At 68.7% G+C, this 18,965-nt stretch carries 18 protein-coding genes and 1 pseudogene; 15 read left to right on the top strand and 4 right to left on the bottom strand.

Annotation, left to right across the window (positions count from 1 at the left end):
- Positions 1-319 precede the first annotated feature (319 nt).
- The 12 genes from glyA to OG842_RS12440 all read left to right on the top strand — a co-directional run bounded on the left by glyA (position 320) and on the right by OG842_RS12440 (position 11,685).
- Positions 320-1,585, top strand: coding sequence for a serine hydroxymethyltransferase (gene glyA / locus OG842_RS12495; RefSeq protein WP_266729675.1), 1,266 nt, complete (start codon positions 320-322; stop codon positions 1,583-1,585).
- A gap of 120 nt (positions 1,586-1,705) precedes the next feature.
- Positions 1,706-3,094 (top strand): MraY family glycosyltransferase, encoded by a 1,389-nt coding sequence (locus OG842_RS12490; protein ID WP_266729674.1) that lies wholly within the window; start codon positions 1,706-1,708, stop codon positions 3,092-3,094.
- A gap of 262 nt (positions 3,095-3,356) precedes the next feature.
- Positions 3,357-3,794, top strand: coding sequence for a hypothetical protein (locus OG842_RS12485; protein WP_266729673.1), 438 nt, complete (start codon positions 3,357-3,359; stop codon positions 3,792-3,794).
- Positions 3,795-4,004: 210 nt separating this feature from the next.
- Positions 4,005-4,841 (top strand): F0F1 ATP synthase subunit A, encoded by an 837-nt coding sequence (gene atpB, locus OG842_RS12480; RefSeq protein WP_072484168.1) that lies wholly within the window; start codon positions 4,005-4,007, stop codon positions 4,839-4,841.
- 72 nt (positions 4,842-4,913) lie between these two features.
- Positions 4,914-5,147, top strand: coding sequence for a F0F1 ATP synthase subunit C (locus OG842_RS12475; protein ID WP_072483720.1), 234 nt, complete (start codon positions 4,914-4,916; stop codon positions 5,145-5,147).
- A 37-nt stretch (positions 5,148-5,184) separates the two neighbouring features.
- Positions 5,185-5,730: a F0F1 ATP synthase subunit B gene (locus OG842_RS12470; RefSeq protein ID WP_124716364.1), complete on the top strand. Its 546-nt coding sequence runs from the start codon at positions 5,185-5,187 to the stop codon at positions 5,728-5,730.
- Positions 5,727-6,542: a F0F1 ATP synthase subunit delta gene (locus tag OG842_RS12465; protein WP_266729672.1), complete on the top strand. Its 816-nt coding sequence runs from the start codon at positions 5,727-5,729 to the stop codon at positions 6,540-6,542. Before OG842_RS12470 ends, OG842_RS12465 begins: the two co-directional genes overlap by 4 nt.
- 138 nt (positions 6,543-6,680) lie before the next feature.
- Entirely contained in the window at positions 6,681-8,252 is a 1,572-nt protein-coding gene (gene atpA / locus OG842_RS12460; protein ID WP_093543999.1) for a F0F1 ATP synthase subunit alpha, read from the top strand.
- Positions 8,253-8,255: 3 nt separating this feature from the next.
- Positions 8,256-9,170, top strand: coding sequence for a F0F1 ATP synthase subunit gamma (locus tag OG842_RS12455; protein WP_266729671.1), 915 nt, complete (start codon positions 8,256-8,258; stop codon positions 9,168-9,170).
- A complete protein-coding gene (gene atpD / locus OG842_RS12450) occupies positions 9,170-10,612 on the top strand; it encodes a F0F1 ATP synthase subunit beta (RefSeq protein ID WP_266729670.1) in 1,443 nt (480 codons plus the stop codon). Before OG842_RS12455 ends, atpD begins: the two co-directional genes overlap by 1 nt.
- A gap of 110 nt (positions 10,613-10,722) precedes the next feature.
- Positions 10,723-11,097: a F0F1 ATP synthase subunit epsilon gene (locus OG842_RS12445; RefSeq protein ID WP_148839239.1), complete on the top strand. Its 375-nt coding sequence runs from the start codon at positions 10,723-10,725 to the stop codon at positions 11,095-11,097.
- A 141-nt stretch (positions 11,098-11,238) separates the two neighbouring features.
- A complete protein-coding gene (locus OG842_RS12440; RefSeq protein WP_266733551.1) occupies positions 11,239-11,685 on the top strand; it encodes a DUF2550 domain-containing protein in 447 nt (148 codons plus the stop codon).
- A gap of 122 nt (positions 11,686-11,807) precedes the next feature.
- Here OG842_RS12440 and OG842_RS12435 read toward each other — a convergent pair whose 3' ends face one another.
- The 3 genes from OG842_RS12435 to OG842_RS12425 all read right to left on the bottom strand — a co-directional run bounded on the left by OG842_RS12435 (position 11,808) and on the right by OG842_RS12425 (position 15,699).
- Positions 11,808-13,685 (bottom strand): glycoside hydrolase family 18 chitinase, encoded by a 1,878-nt coding sequence (locus tag OG842_RS12435; RefSeq protein ID WP_266729669.1) that lies wholly within the window; start codon positions 13,683-13,685, stop codon positions 11,808-11,810.
- A gap of 170 nt (positions 13,686-13,855) precedes the next feature.
- Entirely contained in the window at positions 13,856-14,506 is a 651-nt protein-coding gene (locus OG842_RS12430) for a response regulator (protein ID WP_266729668.1), read from the bottom strand.
- Complete coding sequence (locus OG842_RS12425; RefSeq protein WP_266729667.1) at positions 14,503-15,699, bottom strand: sensor histidine kinase; 1,197 nt, start codon at positions 15,697-15,699, stop codon at positions 14,503-14,505. Before OG842_RS12425 ends, OG842_RS12430 begins: the two co-directional genes overlap by 4 nt.
- Before the next feature lie 150 nt (positions 15,700-15,849).
- Between OG842_RS12425 and OG842_RS12420 the strand changes: the two genes are divergently transcribed.
- On the top strand, positions 15,850-16,407 hold the full coding sequence (locus OG842_RS12420) for a hypothetical protein (protein WP_266729666.1): 558 nt from the start codon (positions 15,850-15,852) through the stop codon (positions 16,405-16,407).
- 33 nt (positions 16,408-16,440) lie between these two features.
- On the opposite strand, the gene OG842_RS12415 is transcribed toward OG842_RS12420, so the two are convergent.
- Positions 16,441-17,028, bottom strand: coding sequence for a cob(I)yrinic acid a,c-diamide adenosyltransferase (locus OG842_RS12415; protein WP_266729665.1), 588 nt, complete (start codon positions 17,026-17,028; stop codon positions 16,441-16,443).
- A gap of 470 nt (positions 17,029-17,498) precedes the next feature.
- Between OG842_RS12415 and OG842_RS12410 the strand changes: the two are divergent.
- A pseudogene (locus OG842_RS12410) lies at positions 17,499-17,819 on the top strand (TetR/AcrR family transcriptional regulator); the annotation flags it as partial.
- 166 nt (positions 17,820-17,985) lie between these two features.
- Positions 17,986-18,834: a 3-hydroxyacyl-CoA dehydrogenase family protein gene (locus OG842_RS12405; RefSeq protein WP_072486731.1), complete on the top strand. Its 849-nt coding sequence runs from the start codon at positions 17,986-17,988 to the stop codon at positions 18,832-18,834.
- Positions 18,835-18,965: the final 131 nt, after the last annotated feature.

Below are 18,965 nucleotides of genomic sequence, written 5' to 3'. Positions count from 1 at the left end.
CCTGCCGCCCGCCCGACGGCCGGAGGCCGGCGCAGCGCCCCGAAGCCCGGGAGGCCCGCTGGGGCCGAGCGGTGCGAGGGACGCGTCGGAAATGGTGCTCAACCAGGCCCTCGACCCGGTCGTCACCGCGCTCACCGGCGTATCCGTGGAGCACGGACGGGCGGGCCGTCCACGCCACCCTGACGGGCGTACGCACCGTCCGGGTACGGGGGGGGCCGGGCGGGTGCACGACGGCGCCGCACAGCGGGCAGGAGGCCCGTCGCGGGCCTACATTGGATCTGACGCCAGCGCACCCCATCTCCAGGCCCGGAGCCCATCGATGCCGGTCACCACTCCAGCCGCACCGCCCTCCGTCCCCCAGGCCGCCCTGCCGCAGGACTTCGATGCCCTGCTCCGGGAGGATCCGGAGGTCGCCGCCGTGCTGCTGGGAGAACTGCACCGCCAGTCCAGCACCCTGCAGCTGACCGCCGCCGAGAACTTCACCTCGCCCGCGGTTCTCGCCGCCCTCGGCTCACCCCTCGCCAACAAGTACGCCGAGGGCTATCCCGGCGCCCGCCACCACGGCGGCTGCGAACAGGCCGACGCCGCCGAACGCATCGCCTGCCGCCGCGCCACCTCGCTCTTCGGCGCCGAGCACGCCAACGTCCAGGCGCACTCCGGCTCCTCCGCGGTCCTCGCCGCCTACGCCGCCCTGCTCCGTCCCGGCGACACGGTGCTCGCGATGGGACTCCCGTACGGCGGACACCTCACCCACGGTTCGCCCGCCAACTTCTCCGGCCGCTGGTTCGAGTTCATCGGCTACGGGGTGGACCCGGAGAGCGGCCTGATCGACTACGAGCAGGTCCGCGCGCTGGCCCGCGCCCACCGCCCCAAGGCGATCGTGAGCGGCTCCATCTCGTACCCCCGCCATCCCGACTACGAGCTGTTCCGGGAGATCGCCGACGAGGCGGGCGCGTATCTCATCGCCGACTCCGCGCACCCGATGGGGCTGATCGCCGGGGGAGCGGCGCCCAGCCCGGTGCCGTACGCCGATGTGGTCTGCGCGACCACGCACAAGGTGCTGCGCGGGCCGCGCGGCGGGATGATCCTGTGCGGCGCGGAGCTGGCGGAGCGGATCGACCGGGCGGTCTTCCCGTTCACCCAGGGCGGTGCCCAGATGCACACCGTCGCCGCGAAGGCCGTCGCGTTCGGTGAGGCGGCCACCCCGGCGTTCACGACGTACGCGCACCGGGTGGTGGCCCATGCCCGGGTACTGGCGGCCGGTCTGGAGGCGGAGGGCTTCGAGGTCACCACCGGCGGCACGGACACCCACCTGATCGTCGCGGACCCGGCCCCGCTGGGCGTCGACGGGCGGACCGCCCGCGCCCGGCTGGCGGCGGCGGGCCTGGTGCTGGACACCTGCGCGCTGCCGTACGGGGACGCCCGGGGTATCCGGCTGGGCACCGCGGCCGTCACCACCCAGGGCATGGACGACGCCGACATGGCCCGGCTGGCGGCGCTTTTCGGAACGGCGGTGCGTGAGGAGGACGACGTACGCGCGGAGGTGCGCGAACTGGCGGAGAGCCATCCGCCTTACCCGGGGTAGCCGTCCGATGCGGAACCGATGGACCCGATCGCTGTGTCCTCGGTCATGAGGCCCGTGCAGCGCGGCCGTCCCTGATGCCCGGACGGTTTAGGGTGTGGGCTGAGATGGCCGGCGAAATCTATGGGGCAGCCCGTGCGTGATTACCTGCTGACGCTCTGTGTCACGGCCGCGGTGACCTATCTGCTGACCGGTCCGGTGCGTAAGTTCGCCATCGCGATCGGGGCGATGCCCGCGATCCGTGCGCGTGACGTCCACCGAGAACCGACACCGAGGCTCGGTGGCATCGCCATGTTCGGCGGGCTGTGCGCCGGACTGATCGTCGCGGCCCATCTCCACAACCTCGACTGGGTCTTCCAGCTCTCCACCGAGCCGCGGGCGCTGCTCTCCGGCGCCGCGCTGATCTGGCTGATCGGTGTCCTGGACGACAAGTTCGAGATCGACGCGCTGATCAAGCTCGGCGGGCAGATGATCGCCGCCGCGGTCATGGTCATCCAGGGTCTGACGATCCTGTGGCTGCCGATCCCCGGTGTGGGCACCGTCGCGCTCACCCAGTGGCAGGGCACGCTGCTCACGGTCGCCCTGGTCGTCATCACCATCAACGCGGTCAACTTCGTCGACGGCCTGGACGGTCTCGCGGCGGGCATGGTGTGCATCGCCGCCGCCGCGTTCTTCCTGTACACCTACCGGCTCTGGTACGGGCACATGATCGAGGCGGCGGCCCCGGCGGCGCTCTTCACGGTGATCCTTATGGGCATGTGCCTGGGCTTCCTGCCGCACAACATGCATCCCGCGCGGATCTTCATGGGCGACTCGGGTTCGATGCTGATCGGCCTGGTGCTCGCGGCCGGTGCGATTTCGGTGACGGGCCGGGTCGACCCGGACACGATGAGGCTCTTCGCCGGCAGTGAGCGCGAGGCCACCCACGCGATGCTGCCGGTCTTCATCCCGCTGCTGCTGCCGCTGACGATCATCGCGATCCCGGCCGCCGACCTGGTGCTGGCGATCGTGCGGCGGACGTGGAACGGGCAGTCGCCGTTCGCGGCGGACCGCGGCCATCTGCACCACCGGCTGCTGGAGATCGGCCACTCGCACAGCAGGGCAGTGCTGATCATGTACTTCTGGTCGGCCCTGATCGCCTTCGGCGCGGTCGGCTACTCCGTGCACTCGACGTCCCTGTGGATCGTGCTGGTGATCATGGGGATGAGCGCGCTGGGTCTCGTGCTCCTGCTGCTGCCCCGCTTCACGCCGAGGGCCCCGTACTGGGCGGAACGCTTCGTACCGCCCCGCTACCGCCGGATCCGGGACAAGGGCGAGGCGGCGGAAGGGACGGCCCCCTCGTCCGGGGCCGGGGCCCAACAGGGGCCCCTGGAGGCGCCGATGGGGCAGAAGGAGCCCGAGTCACAGGAGCGCACTCCGGTGGTAGTGGGGGTGTCCGGCGTCAACGGGGCGACCGCCATCGGCCCTCGTTCGCGTTTTTCGGACAGAGACAGGGCTGAATCCACGCGCTGAGAATTCGGGCACCGCGGGGCAATACCAGACAAGTAATTGAGTTGCCTTGCTCACATGCGCGAATTCACTCTCACGTGTGACTGTAAGCACACTTTCTTGGTAAAGACCTCATCAAATAGTTTGTGATACCGTTCACGAAGCCCGGTGACGGAGCCGAAGGACTTGAGTAGCACGGTCCATTGGCGCGAGGCATCGACTCGGACCGGGCCTACGCTCGTCCATGACGACACACTGCCCACCCCCTGCAAGCGGAGCTGCCGCCATGCCGTCCAACGACGCCCGGACTCTCCTTCAAGCCGCTGTACCCACCGCTGTCGCCGGTGCTGTCGCCGTCGCCGTCAGTGGTGGCGTGGCCGGCGGCAAGGGAGCCCTGGGTGCGGCCGTTGCGACGATCGTGGTGATCGTCTTCATGGGGATCGGACTCGTGGTCCTGCAGCGGACCGCGCGGTCCCTGCCCCATCTGTTCCAGGCGATGGGGCTGATGCTCTATGCGGCTCAGCTTCTCCTGATGTTCATCTTCGTCGCCGCGTTCAAGAACACGACGATGTTCAACCCGAGGGCTTTCGCGATCACTCTGGTCGCCACGACTCTCGTGTGGATCGGCGCACAGACGCGTGCACACATGAAGGCCAAGATCCTTTACGTCGAACCCGAGTCCGACAAGGCGGAAAAGCCCAAGAACACGGGCTCGAAGTCGTGAAGGGTAGGGGCGGGATAAGTGCAGGTTCAAGACCCTGCTATCGTCCGGTTCCAACTGCGGCACTGCGGGCGCGGGCATGTGAGCTGACGCCTGCTCGATCGCGAGGCTCAATGCCTGACTGCCGCTCACACATCCGTAACACCAGTCCAGTGCCGAACCGCGGCTGCGCGCCGCGCCGACACAACGAGGTTGCCGTACCTATGCGCCACGCTGAAGGAGCCCGCGGTGAGTGCTGACCCGACACAGGTGCTCGCCTTCGAGACCGATTGCCACATCTTCTCCGGTTGTGGTTTCCCGGGTCCTGGCTTGCACTCTTTCCTGTTCGAGCCGATCTTCGGTGACGCGGACAGCAACATCTACTTCAACAAGACGATGCTGCTGGCGCTCCTCGGTACGGTCATCATCGTCGGCTTCTTCTGGGCCGCCTTCCGCAAGCCGAAGGTCGTTCCGGGCAAGCTGCAGATGGTCGCCGAGGCCGGCTACGACTTCGTACGCCGCGGAATCGTCTACGAGACGCTCGGCAAGCGCGAGGGCGAGAAGTACGTCCCGCTGATGGTGTCGATCTTCTTCTTCGTGTGGATGATGAACCTCTGGTCGATCATCCCGCTCGCCCAGTTCCCGGTGACGTCGATCATCGCGTACCCGGCCGCTCTGGCCCTGATCGTCTACGTCCTCTGGATGAGCGTCACCTTCAAGAGGCACGGCTTCGTCGGCGGCCTCAAGAACCTGACGGGCTACGACAAGTCGCTCGGCGGGGTTCTGCCGCTGATCATGGTCATCGAGTTCTTCTCGAACGTCCTGGTCCGGCCCTTCACGCACGCGGTCCGACTCTTCGCGAACATGTTCGCCGGTCACACGCTGCTGCTGCTCTTCACCATCGCCAGCTGGTACCTGCTCAACGGCATCGGTATCGCCTATGCGGGCGTCTCGTTCGTGATGGTCATCGTGATGACGGCCTTCGAGCTCTTCATCCAGGCTGTTCAGGCGTACGTCTTCGTGCTCCTGGCGTGCACCTTCATCCAGGGCGCTGTCGCCGAGCACCACTGATCGCGCCTCCCATACCCCCAGTCGTCCGGTGGCCAACCCCCGCCGGTCCGTGAAAGAGAAGGAAGAACTGGCATGTCCCAGACCCTTGCCGCCGTCACCGGTTCCCTCAGCTCCGTCGGTTATGGCCTGTCCGCCATCGGCCCCGGCGTCGGCGTCGGCATCATCTTCGGTAACGGCACCCAGGCTCTCGCCCGTCAGCCCGAGGCTGCCGGCCTGATCCGCGCCAACCAGATCCTCGGCTTCGCCTTCTGTGAGGCGCTTGCCCTGATCGGTCTGGTCATGCCGTTCGTGTACCCGACCTCCTGACGGGTCGCGAACAGACCATTCGACGGAAGGCACTGACTTGAACCCCCTGGTTCAGCTCGCGGCGGAGAAGCCGGAAAACCCGCTCATCCCGCCGATTCCTGAGCTCGTCATTGGCTTCATCGCCTTCGTCATCGTCTTCGGCTTCCTCGCCAAGAAGCTCCTCCCGAACATCAACAAGGTTCTGGAAGAGCGTCGCGAGGCCATCGAAGGCGGTATCGAGAAGGCCGATGCGGCCCAGACCGAGGCCCAGAGCGTCCTTGAGCAGTACAAGGCCCAGCTCGCCGAGGCCCGCCACGAAGCCGCGCGTCTGCGCCAGGAGGCGCAGGAGCAGGGCGCTGTGATCCTGCAGGAGATGCGGGCGGAAGGCCAGCGGCAGCGCGAGGAGATCATCGCTGCCGGTCACGCCCAGATCGAGGCCGACCGCAAGGCCGCGGCCTCCGCGCTGCGTCAGGACGTGGGCAAACTCGCCACCGACCTGGCCGGCAAGCTCGTCGGCGAGTCCCTCGAGGACCACGCCCGGCAGAGCGGCACCGTCGACCGTTTCCTCGACGAGCTCGAGGCGAAGGCCGAGGCTGTCCGATGAACGGCGCGAGCCGCGAGGCACTGGCTGCCGCACGTGAGTCGCTCGACGCGCTGACCGACAACACGTCGGTCGACGCGGCGAAGCTCGCCGAGGAGCTGGCCGCCGTGACGGCGCTGCTCCAGCGCGAGGTCTCACTGCGGCGGGTCCTGACCGACCCGTCGCAGGCCGGCGAGGCCCGGGCGGAGCTGGCCGGACGACTGCTGCGCGGTCAGGTGGGCGGCGAGACCGTCGACCTGGTCTCCGGCATGGTCCGCTCCCGCTGGTCGCAGTCGCGCGACCTGGTCGACTCGGTCGAGGAACTGGCGAACATCGCAGACCTCACCGCCGCCCAGCGCAGCGGAGACCTCGACGACGTCGAGGACGAGCTGTTCAGGTTCGGCCGGATCGTCGCCTCCGACAAGGGGCTGCGCGCCGCGCTCACCGAACGGTCCGCGTCCGCGTCCGCCAAGAGGCAGCTGCTGCACAGCCTGCTCGGCGGCAAGGCACGGCCCGCCACCGAGCGCCTCATCACGCGTCTTGTCACCCAGCCGCGTGGACGTAGCCTGGAAGAGGGACTCGAGTCCCTCTCCAAGCTGGCCGCGGAGCGCCGGGAGCGCATGGTCGCCGTGGTCACCTCGGCAGTGCCGCTCAGTGATCGGCAGAAGCAGCGCCTCGGCGCCGCGCTGGCGAAGATCTACGGCCGCCCGATGCACCTGAACCTCGATGTGGACCCCACGGTCCTCGGCGGGATCGCGGTGCGGGTCGGCGACGAGGTCATCAACGGCACCATCTCGGAGCGCCTCGAAGAGGCGACCCGACGCATGGCCGGCTGACCGACGCAGCGCAGCAACAGAACAGAGCAAGACCAGCGGCCCGGTTGGGCCGTGCAGAAATTGCAGAAGATTCCTGGGGGTCGGCCCCCAGACCCCCTTAAGAAACTTCGGGCCCAACAAGGAGAGCAGGGAACCCAGATGGCGGAGCTCACGATCCGGCCGGAGGAGATCCGGGACGCGCTGGAGAACTTTGTCCAGTCGTACAAGCCGGACGCGGCCTCGCGCGAGGAGGTCGGTACGGTCAGCGTTGCCGGCGACGGCATCGCGAAGGTCGAGGGTCTTCCCTCGGCCATGGCGAACGAGCTGCTGAAGTTCGAGGACGGCACCCTCGGTCTCGCCCTCAACCTCGAGGAGCGCGAGATCGGTGCGATCGTCCTCGGCGAGTTCAGCGGCATCGAAGAGGGCCAGCCGGTGCAGCGCACCGGTGAGGTGCTCTCCGTCGGCGTCGGCGAGGGTTACCTCGGCCGCGTCGTCGACCCGCTCGGCAACCCGATCGACGGTCTCGGCGAGATCGCGACCGACAGCCGCCGCGCCCTCGAGCTGCAGGCCCCTGGCGTCATGGTCCGTAAGTCGGTGCACGAGCCGATGCAGACCGGCTACAAGGCCGTCGACGCCATGGTGCCGATCGGCCGCGGCCAGCGTCAGCTGATCATTGGTGACCGTCAGACGGGTAAGACCGCTCTGGCCGTCGACACGATCATCAACCAGCGCGACAACTGGCGCTCGGGCGACGTGAACAAGCAGGTGCGCTGCATCTACGTCGCCATCGGTCAGAAGGGCTCCACCATCGCCTCCGTGCGCGGTGCCCTCGAAGAGGCCGGCGCGCTCGAGTACACGACCATCGTCGCCGCCCCGGCGTCCGACCCGGCCGGCTTCAAGTACCTTGCGCCGTACACCGGTTCGGCCATCGGTCAGCACTGGATGTACCAGGGCAAGCACGTCCTGATCATCTTCGACGACCTCTCGAAGCAGGCCGACGCCTACCGCGCCGTGTCGCTTCTGCTGCGCCGTCCGCCGGGCCGTGAGGCCTACCCGGGCGACGTCTTCTACCTCCACTCGCGTCTGCTGGAGCGCTGCGCGAAGCTCTCCGACGACATGGGTGCCGGTTCGATGACGGGCCTCCCGATCGTCGAGACCAAGGCGAACGACGTGTCGGCGTTCATCCCGACCAACGTCATCTCCATCACCGACGGCCAGTGCTTCCTGGAGTCCGACCTGTTCAACGCCGGCCAGCGTCCGGCCCTGAACGTCGGTATCTCGGTCTCCCGCGTCGGTGGCTCCGCCCAGCACAAGGCGATGCGCCAGGTCTCCGGCCGTCTCCGCGTGGACCTCGCCCAGTACCGCGAGCTGGAGGCGTTCGCCGCCTTCGGTTCCGACCTGGACGCGGCCTCGAAGGCGTCGCTGGAGCGCGGTAAGCGCATGGTCGAGCTGCTGAAGCAGCCGCAGTACTCCCCGTACCCGGTCGAGGAGCAGGTCGTCTCCATCTGGGCCGGCACCACCGGCAAGATGGACGACGTCCCGGTCGAGGACATCCGTCGCTTCGAGAGCGAGCTGCTGGAGTACCTGCGCCGTGAGCGCAAGGACCTCCTGACCAGCATCGCCGAGGGCGCCAAGATGTCGGACGACACGCTGCAGTCGGTCGCCGACGCCGTCGCCGCCTTCAAGCAGCAGTTCGAGACCTCGGACGGCAAGCTCCTGGGCGAGGGCTGATCGATGGGCGCTCAGCTTCGCGTTTACAAGCGCCGCATCCGCTCCGTCACCGCCACGAAGAAGATCACCAAGGCGATGGAGATGATCGCCGCCTCGCGCATCGTCAAGGCGCAGCGCCAGGTGGCGGCGTCGACGCCGTACGCGACCGAGCTCACCCGTGCGGTGACCGCGGTGGCGACCGGCTCCACCACCAAGCACCCGCTGACCACCGAGGCCGAGACCCCGGCACGGGCCGCGATCCTGCTCATCACGAGCGACCGCGGTCTGGCCGGCGGTTACTCCTCCAACGCCATCAAGGCCGCGGAGCGACTGACCGAGCGGCTCCGGGGCGAGGGCAAGGAGGTCGTCACCTATGTGATCGGCCGCAAGGGTGTCGCCTACTACGGCTTCCGTGAGCGCAAGCTCGCGGACTCGTGGACCGGCTTCACCGACAGCCCGACGTACGCGGATGCGAAGCGGGCTGCGGCCCCGCTGATCGAGGCGGTCACCCAGGAGACCGCCGAGGGCGGCGTGGACGAGCTGCACATCGTCTTCACGGAGTTCGTGTCGATGATGACGCAGAACCCGGTCGACGACCGGATGCTGCCGCTCAGCCTCGATGCCACGAAGGACGACGCCGGCAAGGGAGAGATCCTGCCGCTGTTCGACTTCGAGCCGTCGGCGGAGGACGTCCTCGACGCCCTGCTTCCGCGGTACGTCGAGAGCCGGATCTACAACGCGCTGCTGCAGGCCGCTGCTTCCGAGCACGCCGCCCGCCGCCGCGCGATGAAGTCGGCCACCGACAACGCCGGTGAGCTCATCAAGACGCTCTCCAGGCTTGCCAACGCGGCCCGCCAGGCCGAAATCACCCAGGAAATCAGCGAGATCGTCGGTGGTGCCAGTGCGCTGGCCGACGCGACCGCGGGGAGTGACAAGTAATGACGACCACAGTTGAGACGGCCGTTGCCACGGGCCGCGTCGCCCGGGTCATCGGCCCGGTCGTCGACGTGGAGTTCCCCGTCGACGCGATGCCGGAGATCTACAACGCGCTGACCGTCGAGGTGGCCGACCCGGCCGAGGACGGCAAGCTCAAGACGCTGACCCTCGAGGTCGCCCAGCACCTGGGCGACGGCGTGGTCCGCGCGATCTCGATGCAGCCCACCGACGGTCTGGTCCGCCAGGCCGCGGTGACCGACACGGGCACCGGCATCACGGTCCCCGTCGGCGACATCACCAAGGGCAAGGTGTTCAACACCCTCGGTGAGATCCTGAACAAGCCCGAGGCGAACGCCGAGGTCACCGAGCGCTGGCCGATCCACCGCAAGGCGCCCAACTTCGACCAGCTCGAGTCCAAGACCGAGATGTTCGAGACCGGCGTCAAGGTCATCGACCTGCTCACCCCGTACGTCAAGGGTGGAAAGATCGGTCTGTTCGGTGGTGCCGGTGTCGGCAAGACCGTTCTGATCCAGGAAATGATCTACCGCGTGGCCAACAACCACGACGGTGTGTCGGTGTTCGCCGGTGTCGGTGAGCGCACCCGTGAGGGCAACGACCTCATCGAGGAAATGGCCGACTCGGGCGTCATCGACAAGACGGCGCTTGTCTTCGGTCAGATGGACGAGCCGCCGGGCACGCGTCTCCGCGTCGCGCTGGCCGGTCTGACCATGGCGGAGTACTTCCGCGATGTGCAGAAGCAGGACGTGCTCTTCTTCATCGACAACATCTTCCGGTACACCCAGGCCGGCTCCGAGGTGTCCACCCTGCTCGGCCGTATGCCGTCCGCGGTGGGTTACCAGCCGAACCTGGCCGACGAGATGGGTCTGCTGCAGGAGCGCATCACGTCGACCCGTGGTCACTCGATCACCTCGATGCAGGCGATCTACGTCCCCGCGGACGACCTGACCGACCCGGCCCCGGCCACCACGTTCGCCCACCTCGACGCGACGACGGTTCTCTCCCGTCCGATCTCCGAGAAGGGCATCTACCCGGCCGTGGACCCGCTGGACTCCACGTCCCGCATCCTGGACCCCCGCTACATCGCGGAGGACCACTACGCGGCGGCCATGCGTGTCAAGGGGATCCTCCAGAAGTACAAGGACCTCCAGGACATCATCGCGATCCTCGGTATCGACGAGCTGGGCGAGGAGGACAAGCTCGTTGTCCACCGTGCCCGTCGTGTCGAGCGCTTCCTGTCGCAGAACACCCACGTCGCCAAGCAGTTCACCGGCGTGGAAGGTTCGGACGTGCCGCTCGACGAGTCGATCGCCGCGTTCAACGCGATCTGCGACGGCGAGTACGACCACTTCCCCGAGCAGGCGTTCTTCATGTGCGGTGGCATCGAGGATCTGAAGGCCAACGCCAAGGAGCTCGGCGTCTCCTGAGCCCCTGGCTCACCGAGGGGGGCGGGTGTGTCCCGTCCCCCTCACCACGCCCCGTAGAATTGACCCAACACCCGGCTCGAACGGCCGGGTGGTGACCCGAGGAGCCACCCTTGGCTGCTGAGCTGCACGTCGAGCTGGTCGCCGCGGACCGCAGTGTCTGGTCCGGCGAGGCCACCCTGGTCGTCGCGCGCACCACGTCCGGCGACATCGGCGTCATGCCCGGTCACCAGCCGCTTCTGGGTGTGCTGGAATCGGGCCCGGTGACGATCCGTACGAGCGACGGCCGGACCGTGGTCGCCGCTGTGCACGGCGGTTTCATCTCGTTCGCGGACGACAAGCTCTCGCTGCTCGCCGAGATCGCGGAGCTGGCGGACGAGATCGATGTCCAGCGCGCCGAGCGTGCGCTGGAGCGCGCGAAGTCGGACACGGACGCTGCCTCCGAGCGGCGCGCCGAAGTCCGACTGCGTGCGGTGGCGGTGCGCTAGCGCACCGCTACCACGTAGCTTTACCCTCAGCCGCGGCCCGAGCTGGAGACCACTCCAGACCGTGTCGCGGCTGAGGCGATGCAGGTGCGGTTGTAGTTCTGGTGGTATCCGTTACTCGACGACGCGAGGAGGTCGGTGGAGATGTTCCTCGCGCTGTGGGTGGGCGGGCTGCTCGTCGCACTGGTCCTGATCGGACTCTTCTTCTTCGGTCTGCGCCGGCGGCTGATTCAGCGCTCCGGCGGGACCTTCGACTGCAGCCTGCGATGGAACGTGTCCGAGGAGCCCGATCTCTCGGGCAAGGGCTGGGTCTACGGGGTCGCCCGGTACAGCGAGGACCGGATCAACTGGTTCCGCGTCTTCTCCTACGCTCCTCGACCCCGCCGGGTCCTGGAGCGTTCCGCGATCGAGGTGGTTGCCCGGCGGCTGCCCGAGGGCGAGGAGGAGCTGGCGCTGCTCTCCGACGCCGTGGTGCTCGGCTGTCTCCACGGGGAGACCCGCCTGGAGCTGGCCATGAGCGACGACGCGCTGACCGGATTCCTCGCCTGGCTGGAGGCGGCTCCGCCCGGCCAGCGGGTCAACGTGGCTTAGGACGAGCGCTCAGCGCGGCCCAGAACACGGAAAACCGGGGAGACGGGGGGCGGACCCGTCTCCCCGGCTGCTTTCCGGGGTGGTGCGTGGTGCTGGTGGGGGGTTGCCTCAGACCGTGAGGGCTACTTCAGACCGCTGTTGATGGCGCCGACGAGTTCACCGTTGGCGGTGTCGCCGCTGAACTCCCAGAAGAACGCGCCTCCCAGGCCCTGGCTCTTCGCCCAGCTCATCTTGGACGTGATGGTGGCCGGGGTGTCGTAGCTCCACCAGTTGGTGCCGCAGTGGGCGTACGCGGTGCCGGCGACGGTGCCGGTGGCCGGGCAGCTGTTCTTGAGGACCTTGTAGTCCTCGATGCCCGCCTCGTAGGTGCCGGGTGCGGCGCCGGTGGCGGTGGAGCCGGGTGCGTCCTGGGTGACGCCGGTCCAGCCGCGGCCGTAGAAGCCGATGCCGAGGAGCAGCTTGGACGCGGGGACGCCCTGGGCCTTCAGCTTGGCGATGGCGTCGGCGGAGTTGAAGCCGGCCTGCGGGATGCCGTTGTACGAGGTGAGCGGGGAGTGCGGGGCGGTCGGGCCCTTGGCCGCCCAGGCGCCGAAGAAGTCGTACGTCATCACGTTGTACCAGTCCAGGGACTGGGCGGCGCCGGCGTAGTCGGCGGCGTCGATCTTGCCGCCCTCGGATCCGTCGGCGGTGATGGCGGCCGTCACCAGGTTGTTGCTGCCGAACTTCGAGCGCAGCGCGGTGGTGAGGCCCTTCAGCGCGGCCGGGCCGCTGGTGTCACAGGTCAGACCGCAGGCGTTGGGGTACTCCCAGTCGATGTCGATGCCGTCGAAGACATCGGCCCAGCGGGGGTCCTCCACCAGCTTGTAGCAGGAGTCGGCGAACGCGGCCGGGTTCTTCGCGGCCTCGCCGAAGCCACCGGACCAGGTCCAGCCGCCGAAGGACCACAGCACCTTGATGTGCGGGTACTTCGCCTTGAGCTTGCGCAGCTGGTTGAAGCTGCCGCGCAGCGGCTGGTCCCAGGTGTCGGCGACGCCGTCGACGGACTTGTCGGCGGTGTACGCCATGTCGTAGTCGGCGTAGGAGTCACCGATCGTGCACTTGCCGCCCTGGACGTTGCCGAAGGCGTAGTTGATGTGCGTGATCTTCGCGGCGGAACCCGAGGTGTCCAGGTTCTTGACGTGGTAGTTCCGGCCGTAGACGCCCCAGTCGGTGAAGTAACCGAGGTTGACCTTGCCGCCGGTGCCGGGGTCGGGGTTGCCGCCGCCACCGGTGGTGTGGACCTTCACCGCACCGCTGACCGGACCGGTCTGGTCGGCGGTGTCACGGGCCCGCACGGTGTACGAGTAGTCGGTGCCGGCCTTGAGGCCGGAGTCCGTGTACGTCGTGCCGGTGACGGTCGAGACGACCGTGCCGTCCCGCAGCACGTCGTAGTTCTTGATGCCGTTGTCGTCGGTCGCGGCGGACCAGCTCAGCTTGGCCGAGGTGTCGGTGACGGCGCTCGCGGTGGGGGTGCCCGGTGCCGAGGGGGCGTTGTCGCCGGGGACGCTGCCGCCGTCGCAGGAGGCGCCGTTCAGCTTGCAGCCGGTGGGGGCGCCGGGGCCGGTGCCGTTGAAGCCGAAGCTGACGGAGGCGCCGGGGGCTACCGAACCGTTCCAGCCGAGGTTCTTCGCGGTCCAGTGGGTTCCGGAGCTGGTGACGGTGGCGTCCCAGGCGGAGCCGACCGCGGTGCCGGAGGGGAAGTCCCACTCGATGGTCCAGGAGGACAGGGCGGTGGTGCCGGTGTTCTTCACTGTCCACTGGCCCTCGAAGCCGCTGCCCCAGTCGGACTTCTTGACGAAGGAGGCGGTCGCCGAGGTGGCGGCCTCGGCGGGGGAGGCCAGGCCGACCATCGCGGCGAGTGGAAGCAGCAGCGCGGTGACACCGGCGACTGCTCTGGATCTGGTGGCTCTTCCGGTCCCGAGTCTGAATCGGGTCCGGCGTAGGGGGGTTTCAGTGCTCAACGGTGCTCCTCGGGTGAGGTCCGGACAATCGGGGGTGGTCCGTGGACTGCAAACCCTGCGCCGCCCTGAGCCCGCCTTGTCATGGCGTGCTCACCGCAGTGTGTTCGGTGAGATTAGGAAGGTCTGGACCAATCGTCAAGAGGTCTGGACCAAAGTTCGCGACTAAACCTTCAGACTCCCAATTCCTGTGCGAGCACCGCCGCCTGGACCCGGCTGCGCAGTTCCAGCTTGCCCAGCAGCCTGCTCACATGGGTCTTCACCGTCGCCTCCGCCACGGAGAGCCGGACCGCGATCTCGGCGTTCGACAGGCCCTCGCCGAGGCAGCCCAGAACCTCCCGCTCCCGCCGGGTGAGCGCGTCCAGCACCGCGGGGTCGGGCGCGTTCGCCGGCCGTACGGGAGAAGCCCCGGCGAACTCGGCGATCAGCCTGCGCGTCACGGCCGGGGCGATCAGCCCCTCGCCGCGTGCCACCGTCCGTACGGCGTCGAGCAGATCGCGCGCGTCGGTGTTCTTCAGCAGGAAGCCCGCGGCCCCCGCCCGCAGCGCCCCGAAGACGTACTCGTCCAGATCGAACGTGGTCAGCACCAGCACGTCCGCGAGCCGTTCGGCCACCACCTGCCCGGTCGCCGACACCCCGTCCAGCCGCGGCATCTGAATATCCATCAGCACCAGGTCCGGCCGCAGCTCGCGGGCCAGGCGCACCGCCTCCTCGCCGTCCCCGGCCTCGCCCACGACCTCGATGTCGGGGGCGCTGCGCAGAATCAGCACCAGCCCCGCCCGGACGGCCGACTGGTCCTCGGCGACCACAACCCGGATCGTCATGTCCTCGACGCCCCTTCCTCCACGGGCAGTTCGGCCCGTACCCGCCAGATCTTCGTACCGTCGCCGGTGGTTGACGGACCGGCCTCGATCGCGCCGCCCAGCAGCGCCACCCGCTCCCGCATCCCCACCAGACCGGCCCCCGAGCCGGGTGCGCGCGGCCCGGGACGGTCCCCGAACACACTGCTGACCTCCACCGTGAGCAGCTGCCCGGACTGCCCGAGCCGCACCGTGACCGGGCCGGGCGCGGCATGCTTGAGCGCGTTCGTCAGGGACTCCTGGACGATCCGGTACGCGGCCAGCTCGACCGGCGTGGGCAGAGCGCCGCCCTCGCCCCGCTCGTCCTCGAACGTACAGGTCAGGCCGCTCGACGCGGCGTTCGTACGGGTCTGCTCCAGCAGGGCGTCCAGCGAGGCGAGGGTGGGCGAGGCGGACGGTTCCAGGGTGCCGCCGCCGGTACGCAGCAGCCCGATCAGCCTCCGCATCTCGGCGAGCCCGTCGACGCTGTTCTCCCGGATCACCCCCAGCGCGTCGCGGGAGGTGGCCGGGTCGTCGATGGAGAGCGCGGCGGTGGAGTGGATGGCGATCGCGGACAGGTGGTTGGCCACCATGTCGTGGAGTTCGCGGGCCATTCGGGTGCGCTCGGCGGTCACCGCCTGGGCCCGGTCCATCTCGGCCAGCAGCGCGGTCTGTTCGGCGTGCAGCCGGGCCGTCTCGGCGGCGTCGCGGTGGTTGCGGACGCTGACCCCGGTGATGGCGGGCAGGAACGAGACCATGGCGGTGACGACGCCGATGAGCAGTGCCTGGGCGTCGCGGAACCAGGCCAGGAACCCGATGGTGACCGCGATCGTGATCAGGAACGTGGTCACCGGGATGCGGCGGGCGGCGGACGGCTTCCCGTACAGCACGGCCGCGTACATCAGGTCCGTGAACATCAGCACCGTCGCCAGGTTCCCGACCGTGAACTGATCCGCGACCAGTGCGAGCGTGCCGATGACCAGGGCGGTCTGCGGGGCGGTCCGGCGGACCAGTTCGAGCGCCGACACGACGGCGAGCGGCAGCAGGGACACCCACGGGGCGACGAAGGTCCGGTCGCCCTGGATGTTCAGGCCGAGCGTCCACAGGACGAGGCCGCCGAAGAGGCCGATGACCGCCAGGAGCACGTCGTGGCGGTGCGGCCGGGGAAGCGAGAGCACCCTCCCATCCAACACGGCGGCCCGCGCCCGGACCTCCGTACCAGGGGCGAGGTGCCAGTACATCGAAGGATGCAGTCGTGGTTCGTCATCGCAGACGACGAATCCGGGCCGGGCGGCCGGGAGGCTGGGGGAGACGGAAAGGAGAGGGCCGTGATCGTCACACTGATCGTGCTCTGCGAAGTCGCCTTCTGGGTGCTGCTGGCCGCGGGGCTCGCGCTGCGGTACCTGGCGAAGAAACCGAGGCTGGGTGCGGCCGTGCTGCTGTGCGAGCCGCTGCTGGAGGTCGTACTGCTGGTGGTGACCGCCATCGACCTGAAGAACGGGGCTCAGCCCGACTGGAAGCACGGGCTCGCCGCGGTCTACATCGGCTTCACGGTGGGGCTCGGCCACTCCACGATCCGCTGGGTCGACGCCCGGGTCGCGCACCGCTTCGCGGGCGGCCCGCCGCCGGTGAAGCCGCCGAAGTACGGCATGGCGCGCGCGGTGCACGAGTGGAAGGTCGCGGCGCGCTGGACGGTCGCGGCGGTGACCGCGCTGGCGCTGCTCCAGGCGGCCGTCTGGTACGTGGGCGGGGACGGCGACGTGTCGTCGTTGCAGGCGTGGCAGCAGAAGATGCTGTTCGTGATCGGGCTCAACGTGGTCATCGCGGGGAGCTACACGCTGTTCCCGAAGACGGCGCCGAAGACGGCGCCGGGGCCGTCGAGGTGACCCCGGCCCGTCCCGGTCCGCGGACCGGGACGGCTACCGCTCGCCGCCCGGCACCCACAGCACGTCGCCGACCTCCTTGTTCGCCGTCCTGGCGAGGATGAACAGCAGGTCGGAGAGCCGGTTGAGATACGTCGCGGTCAGCGCGTTCATCACCTCGCCGTGCACCTCCAGCGCCGCCCAGGTGGACCGCTCCGCGCGCCGGACCACCGTGCACGCCTGGTGCAGCAGCGCCGCCCCGGGGGTGCCGCCCGGCAGGATGAAGCTGCGCAGCTTCTCCAGCTGCTCTAGGAAGTGGTCGCAGTCCGCCTCCAGCTTGTCGACGTAACTCTGCTCCACCCGCAGCGGCGGGACCATTTTCTTTAGAAGCGCCGGGTCCTCGACGACCGGGGTCGACAGGTCCGCGCCCACGTCGAACAGGTCGTTCTGCACACGGACGAGGACCTTCACGACGTCCTCGGGGAGCTGCCCGAGCGCGATCGCGGTACCGATGACGGCATTGGCCTCATTGGCGTCGGCGTACGCGGAGATCCGCAGATCGGTCTTGGCGGTCCGGCTCATGTCGCCGAGGGCGGTGGTGCCCTGGTCGCCGGTGCGCGTGTAGATACGTGTCAGATTGACCATGCGGTCAGCCTAAGGGCTGTCCCGTGATCCCTGGTGGGTCAGCGTGCGGCGTCAGACGCGGTGCATCGCAAGGCGGAGGGACGCCCGAATACTGGGTGTATTCGGGCGTTCCGACAACGCGGCGAGGTGCCGAGGCTGTCGTCGCACGCCCGCCAGGGATCACGGGACAGCCCTCAGTCAGGCACCCGCCCGCCGGAAGACGCGTGTGCGCGCCCTCGGACACCCGATCCGGCGTCGGACGCCACCGCCCCCACACGACCGGAGTGATCGTGCGGGGCATCGGACCGCCCAGGCCGGACCAGGCACCCGGGGACGTGACGGAACCCGCCCACCCGCCACGGACCACGCCCCAAGAGGCGTGCCGCCGAACGGGACGAGAAAGCGGCGACCCAGCGCATCCAACACCGTTCGGGATACGCCCAGCACACATCGGTGGGTCCAGGACCCACTCATGTGCACTGGCTAGAAACGGTTACGAGCGCTTCATGCGGGTCATCGAGGGCGCGGACGGCCTCAAGGCCCGCCTCTGGCACGTGCAGCAGGAGGCCCTTCAGCATCTGGAGACGACGCTCCAGGAGGAGTGCGGGACGGAGCCCGGGGACCCGGCACCGGTCCTGGCGGCGGGTCAGCTCTCCTGGGTGCACAGCACGCTCATGGCGTACATCGGCCGCGAGATGGTGGCCGGCCGCAAGGCGGGCGAGGTGTCCCGGGACGCGCTCGTCCTGCTCGACGACATCGAGGACCTGCTCGGCGAAAAGGTCCTCAACTACGCCCGGCGCGCCGCTGAATGAGGGGTCCCGGTGTGATGTCCGTCATGTGAGACGTGACGCGCATCTCTTCACGGCCCCAGGGCCCCCCAACGGTACTAATCTCCGCCGGAGAGCATGTGAAGAACCGTCGAGACCCGGCCGTGCAGGGACCAACTGCAGAGGCGGGCAGAAACCAAGGGGTGCAGACGTGGCCAGGAAGCTTGCCGTCATCGGAGCCGGACTCATGGGGTCCGGCATCGCGCAGGTCTCCGCCCAGGCGGGCTGGGACGTGGTGCTGCGCGATGTCACCGACGAGGCCCTGGCCCGTGGACGTGACGGCATCAAGGCGTCGTACGACAAGTTCGTCTCCAAGGGCAAGCTGGACGCCGCCGACGCCGAGGCCGCGCTCGCCCGCATCACGACCACCACCGACCTCGACGCGGTCGCCGACGCGGATGTCGTCGTCGAGGCCGTCTTCGAGAAGCTGGAGGTCAAGCACGAGATCTTCCGGGCGCTCGACAAGATCGTCCGGGACGACACGGTGCTCGCCTCCAACACCTCCGCCATCCCGATCACCAAGATCGCGGCCGTGACGGAGCGCCCCGAGCGCGTCGTCGGTGTGCACTTCTTCTCGCCGGTCCCGATGATGCAGCTCTGCGAACTCGTACGGGGCTACAAGACCAGCGACGAAACCCTCGCCACCGCGCGGGAGTTCGCCGAGTCCGTCGGCAAGACCTGCATCGTCGTCAACCGCGACGTCGCCGGCTTCGTCACGACCCGGCTGATCTCGGCGCTCGTCGTCGAGGCCGCCAAGCTGTACGAGTCGGGCGTCGCCTCGGCCGAGGACATCGACATCGCCTGCAAGCTGGGCTTCGGCCACGCCATGGGCCCGCTCGCCACGGCGGACCTGACCGGCGTCGACATCCTGCTGCACGCCACGAGCAACATCTACACCGAGTCGCAGGACGAGAAGTTCGCCGCGCCGGAGCTGATGCGCCGGATGGTGGATGCAGGTGACATCGGCCGCAAGAGCGGGCAGGGCTTCTACACGTACTGATCGTTTTCGGTCTCCGGTTGCCTGATCTGCCGTCGGTCAGGCCCGGAGATCCGGGGGAGTCTCCCGGAATCAGCGGGTCCGAGCGGGCCCCCGCCGTGCCTCGGTCACTCCACGGGGTGAATTCGGTATCG

It is taken from the genome of Streptomyces sp. NBC_00376, from assembly GCF_036077095.1.
In the GTDB taxonomy this organism is placed as follows: domain Bacteria; phylum Actinomycetota; class Actinomycetes; order Streptomycetales; family Streptomycetaceae; genus Streptomyces.
The sequence above is the reverse complement of the archived record's forward strand: the minus strand, read 5'-3'. Positions and strand labels throughout refer to the sequence as shown.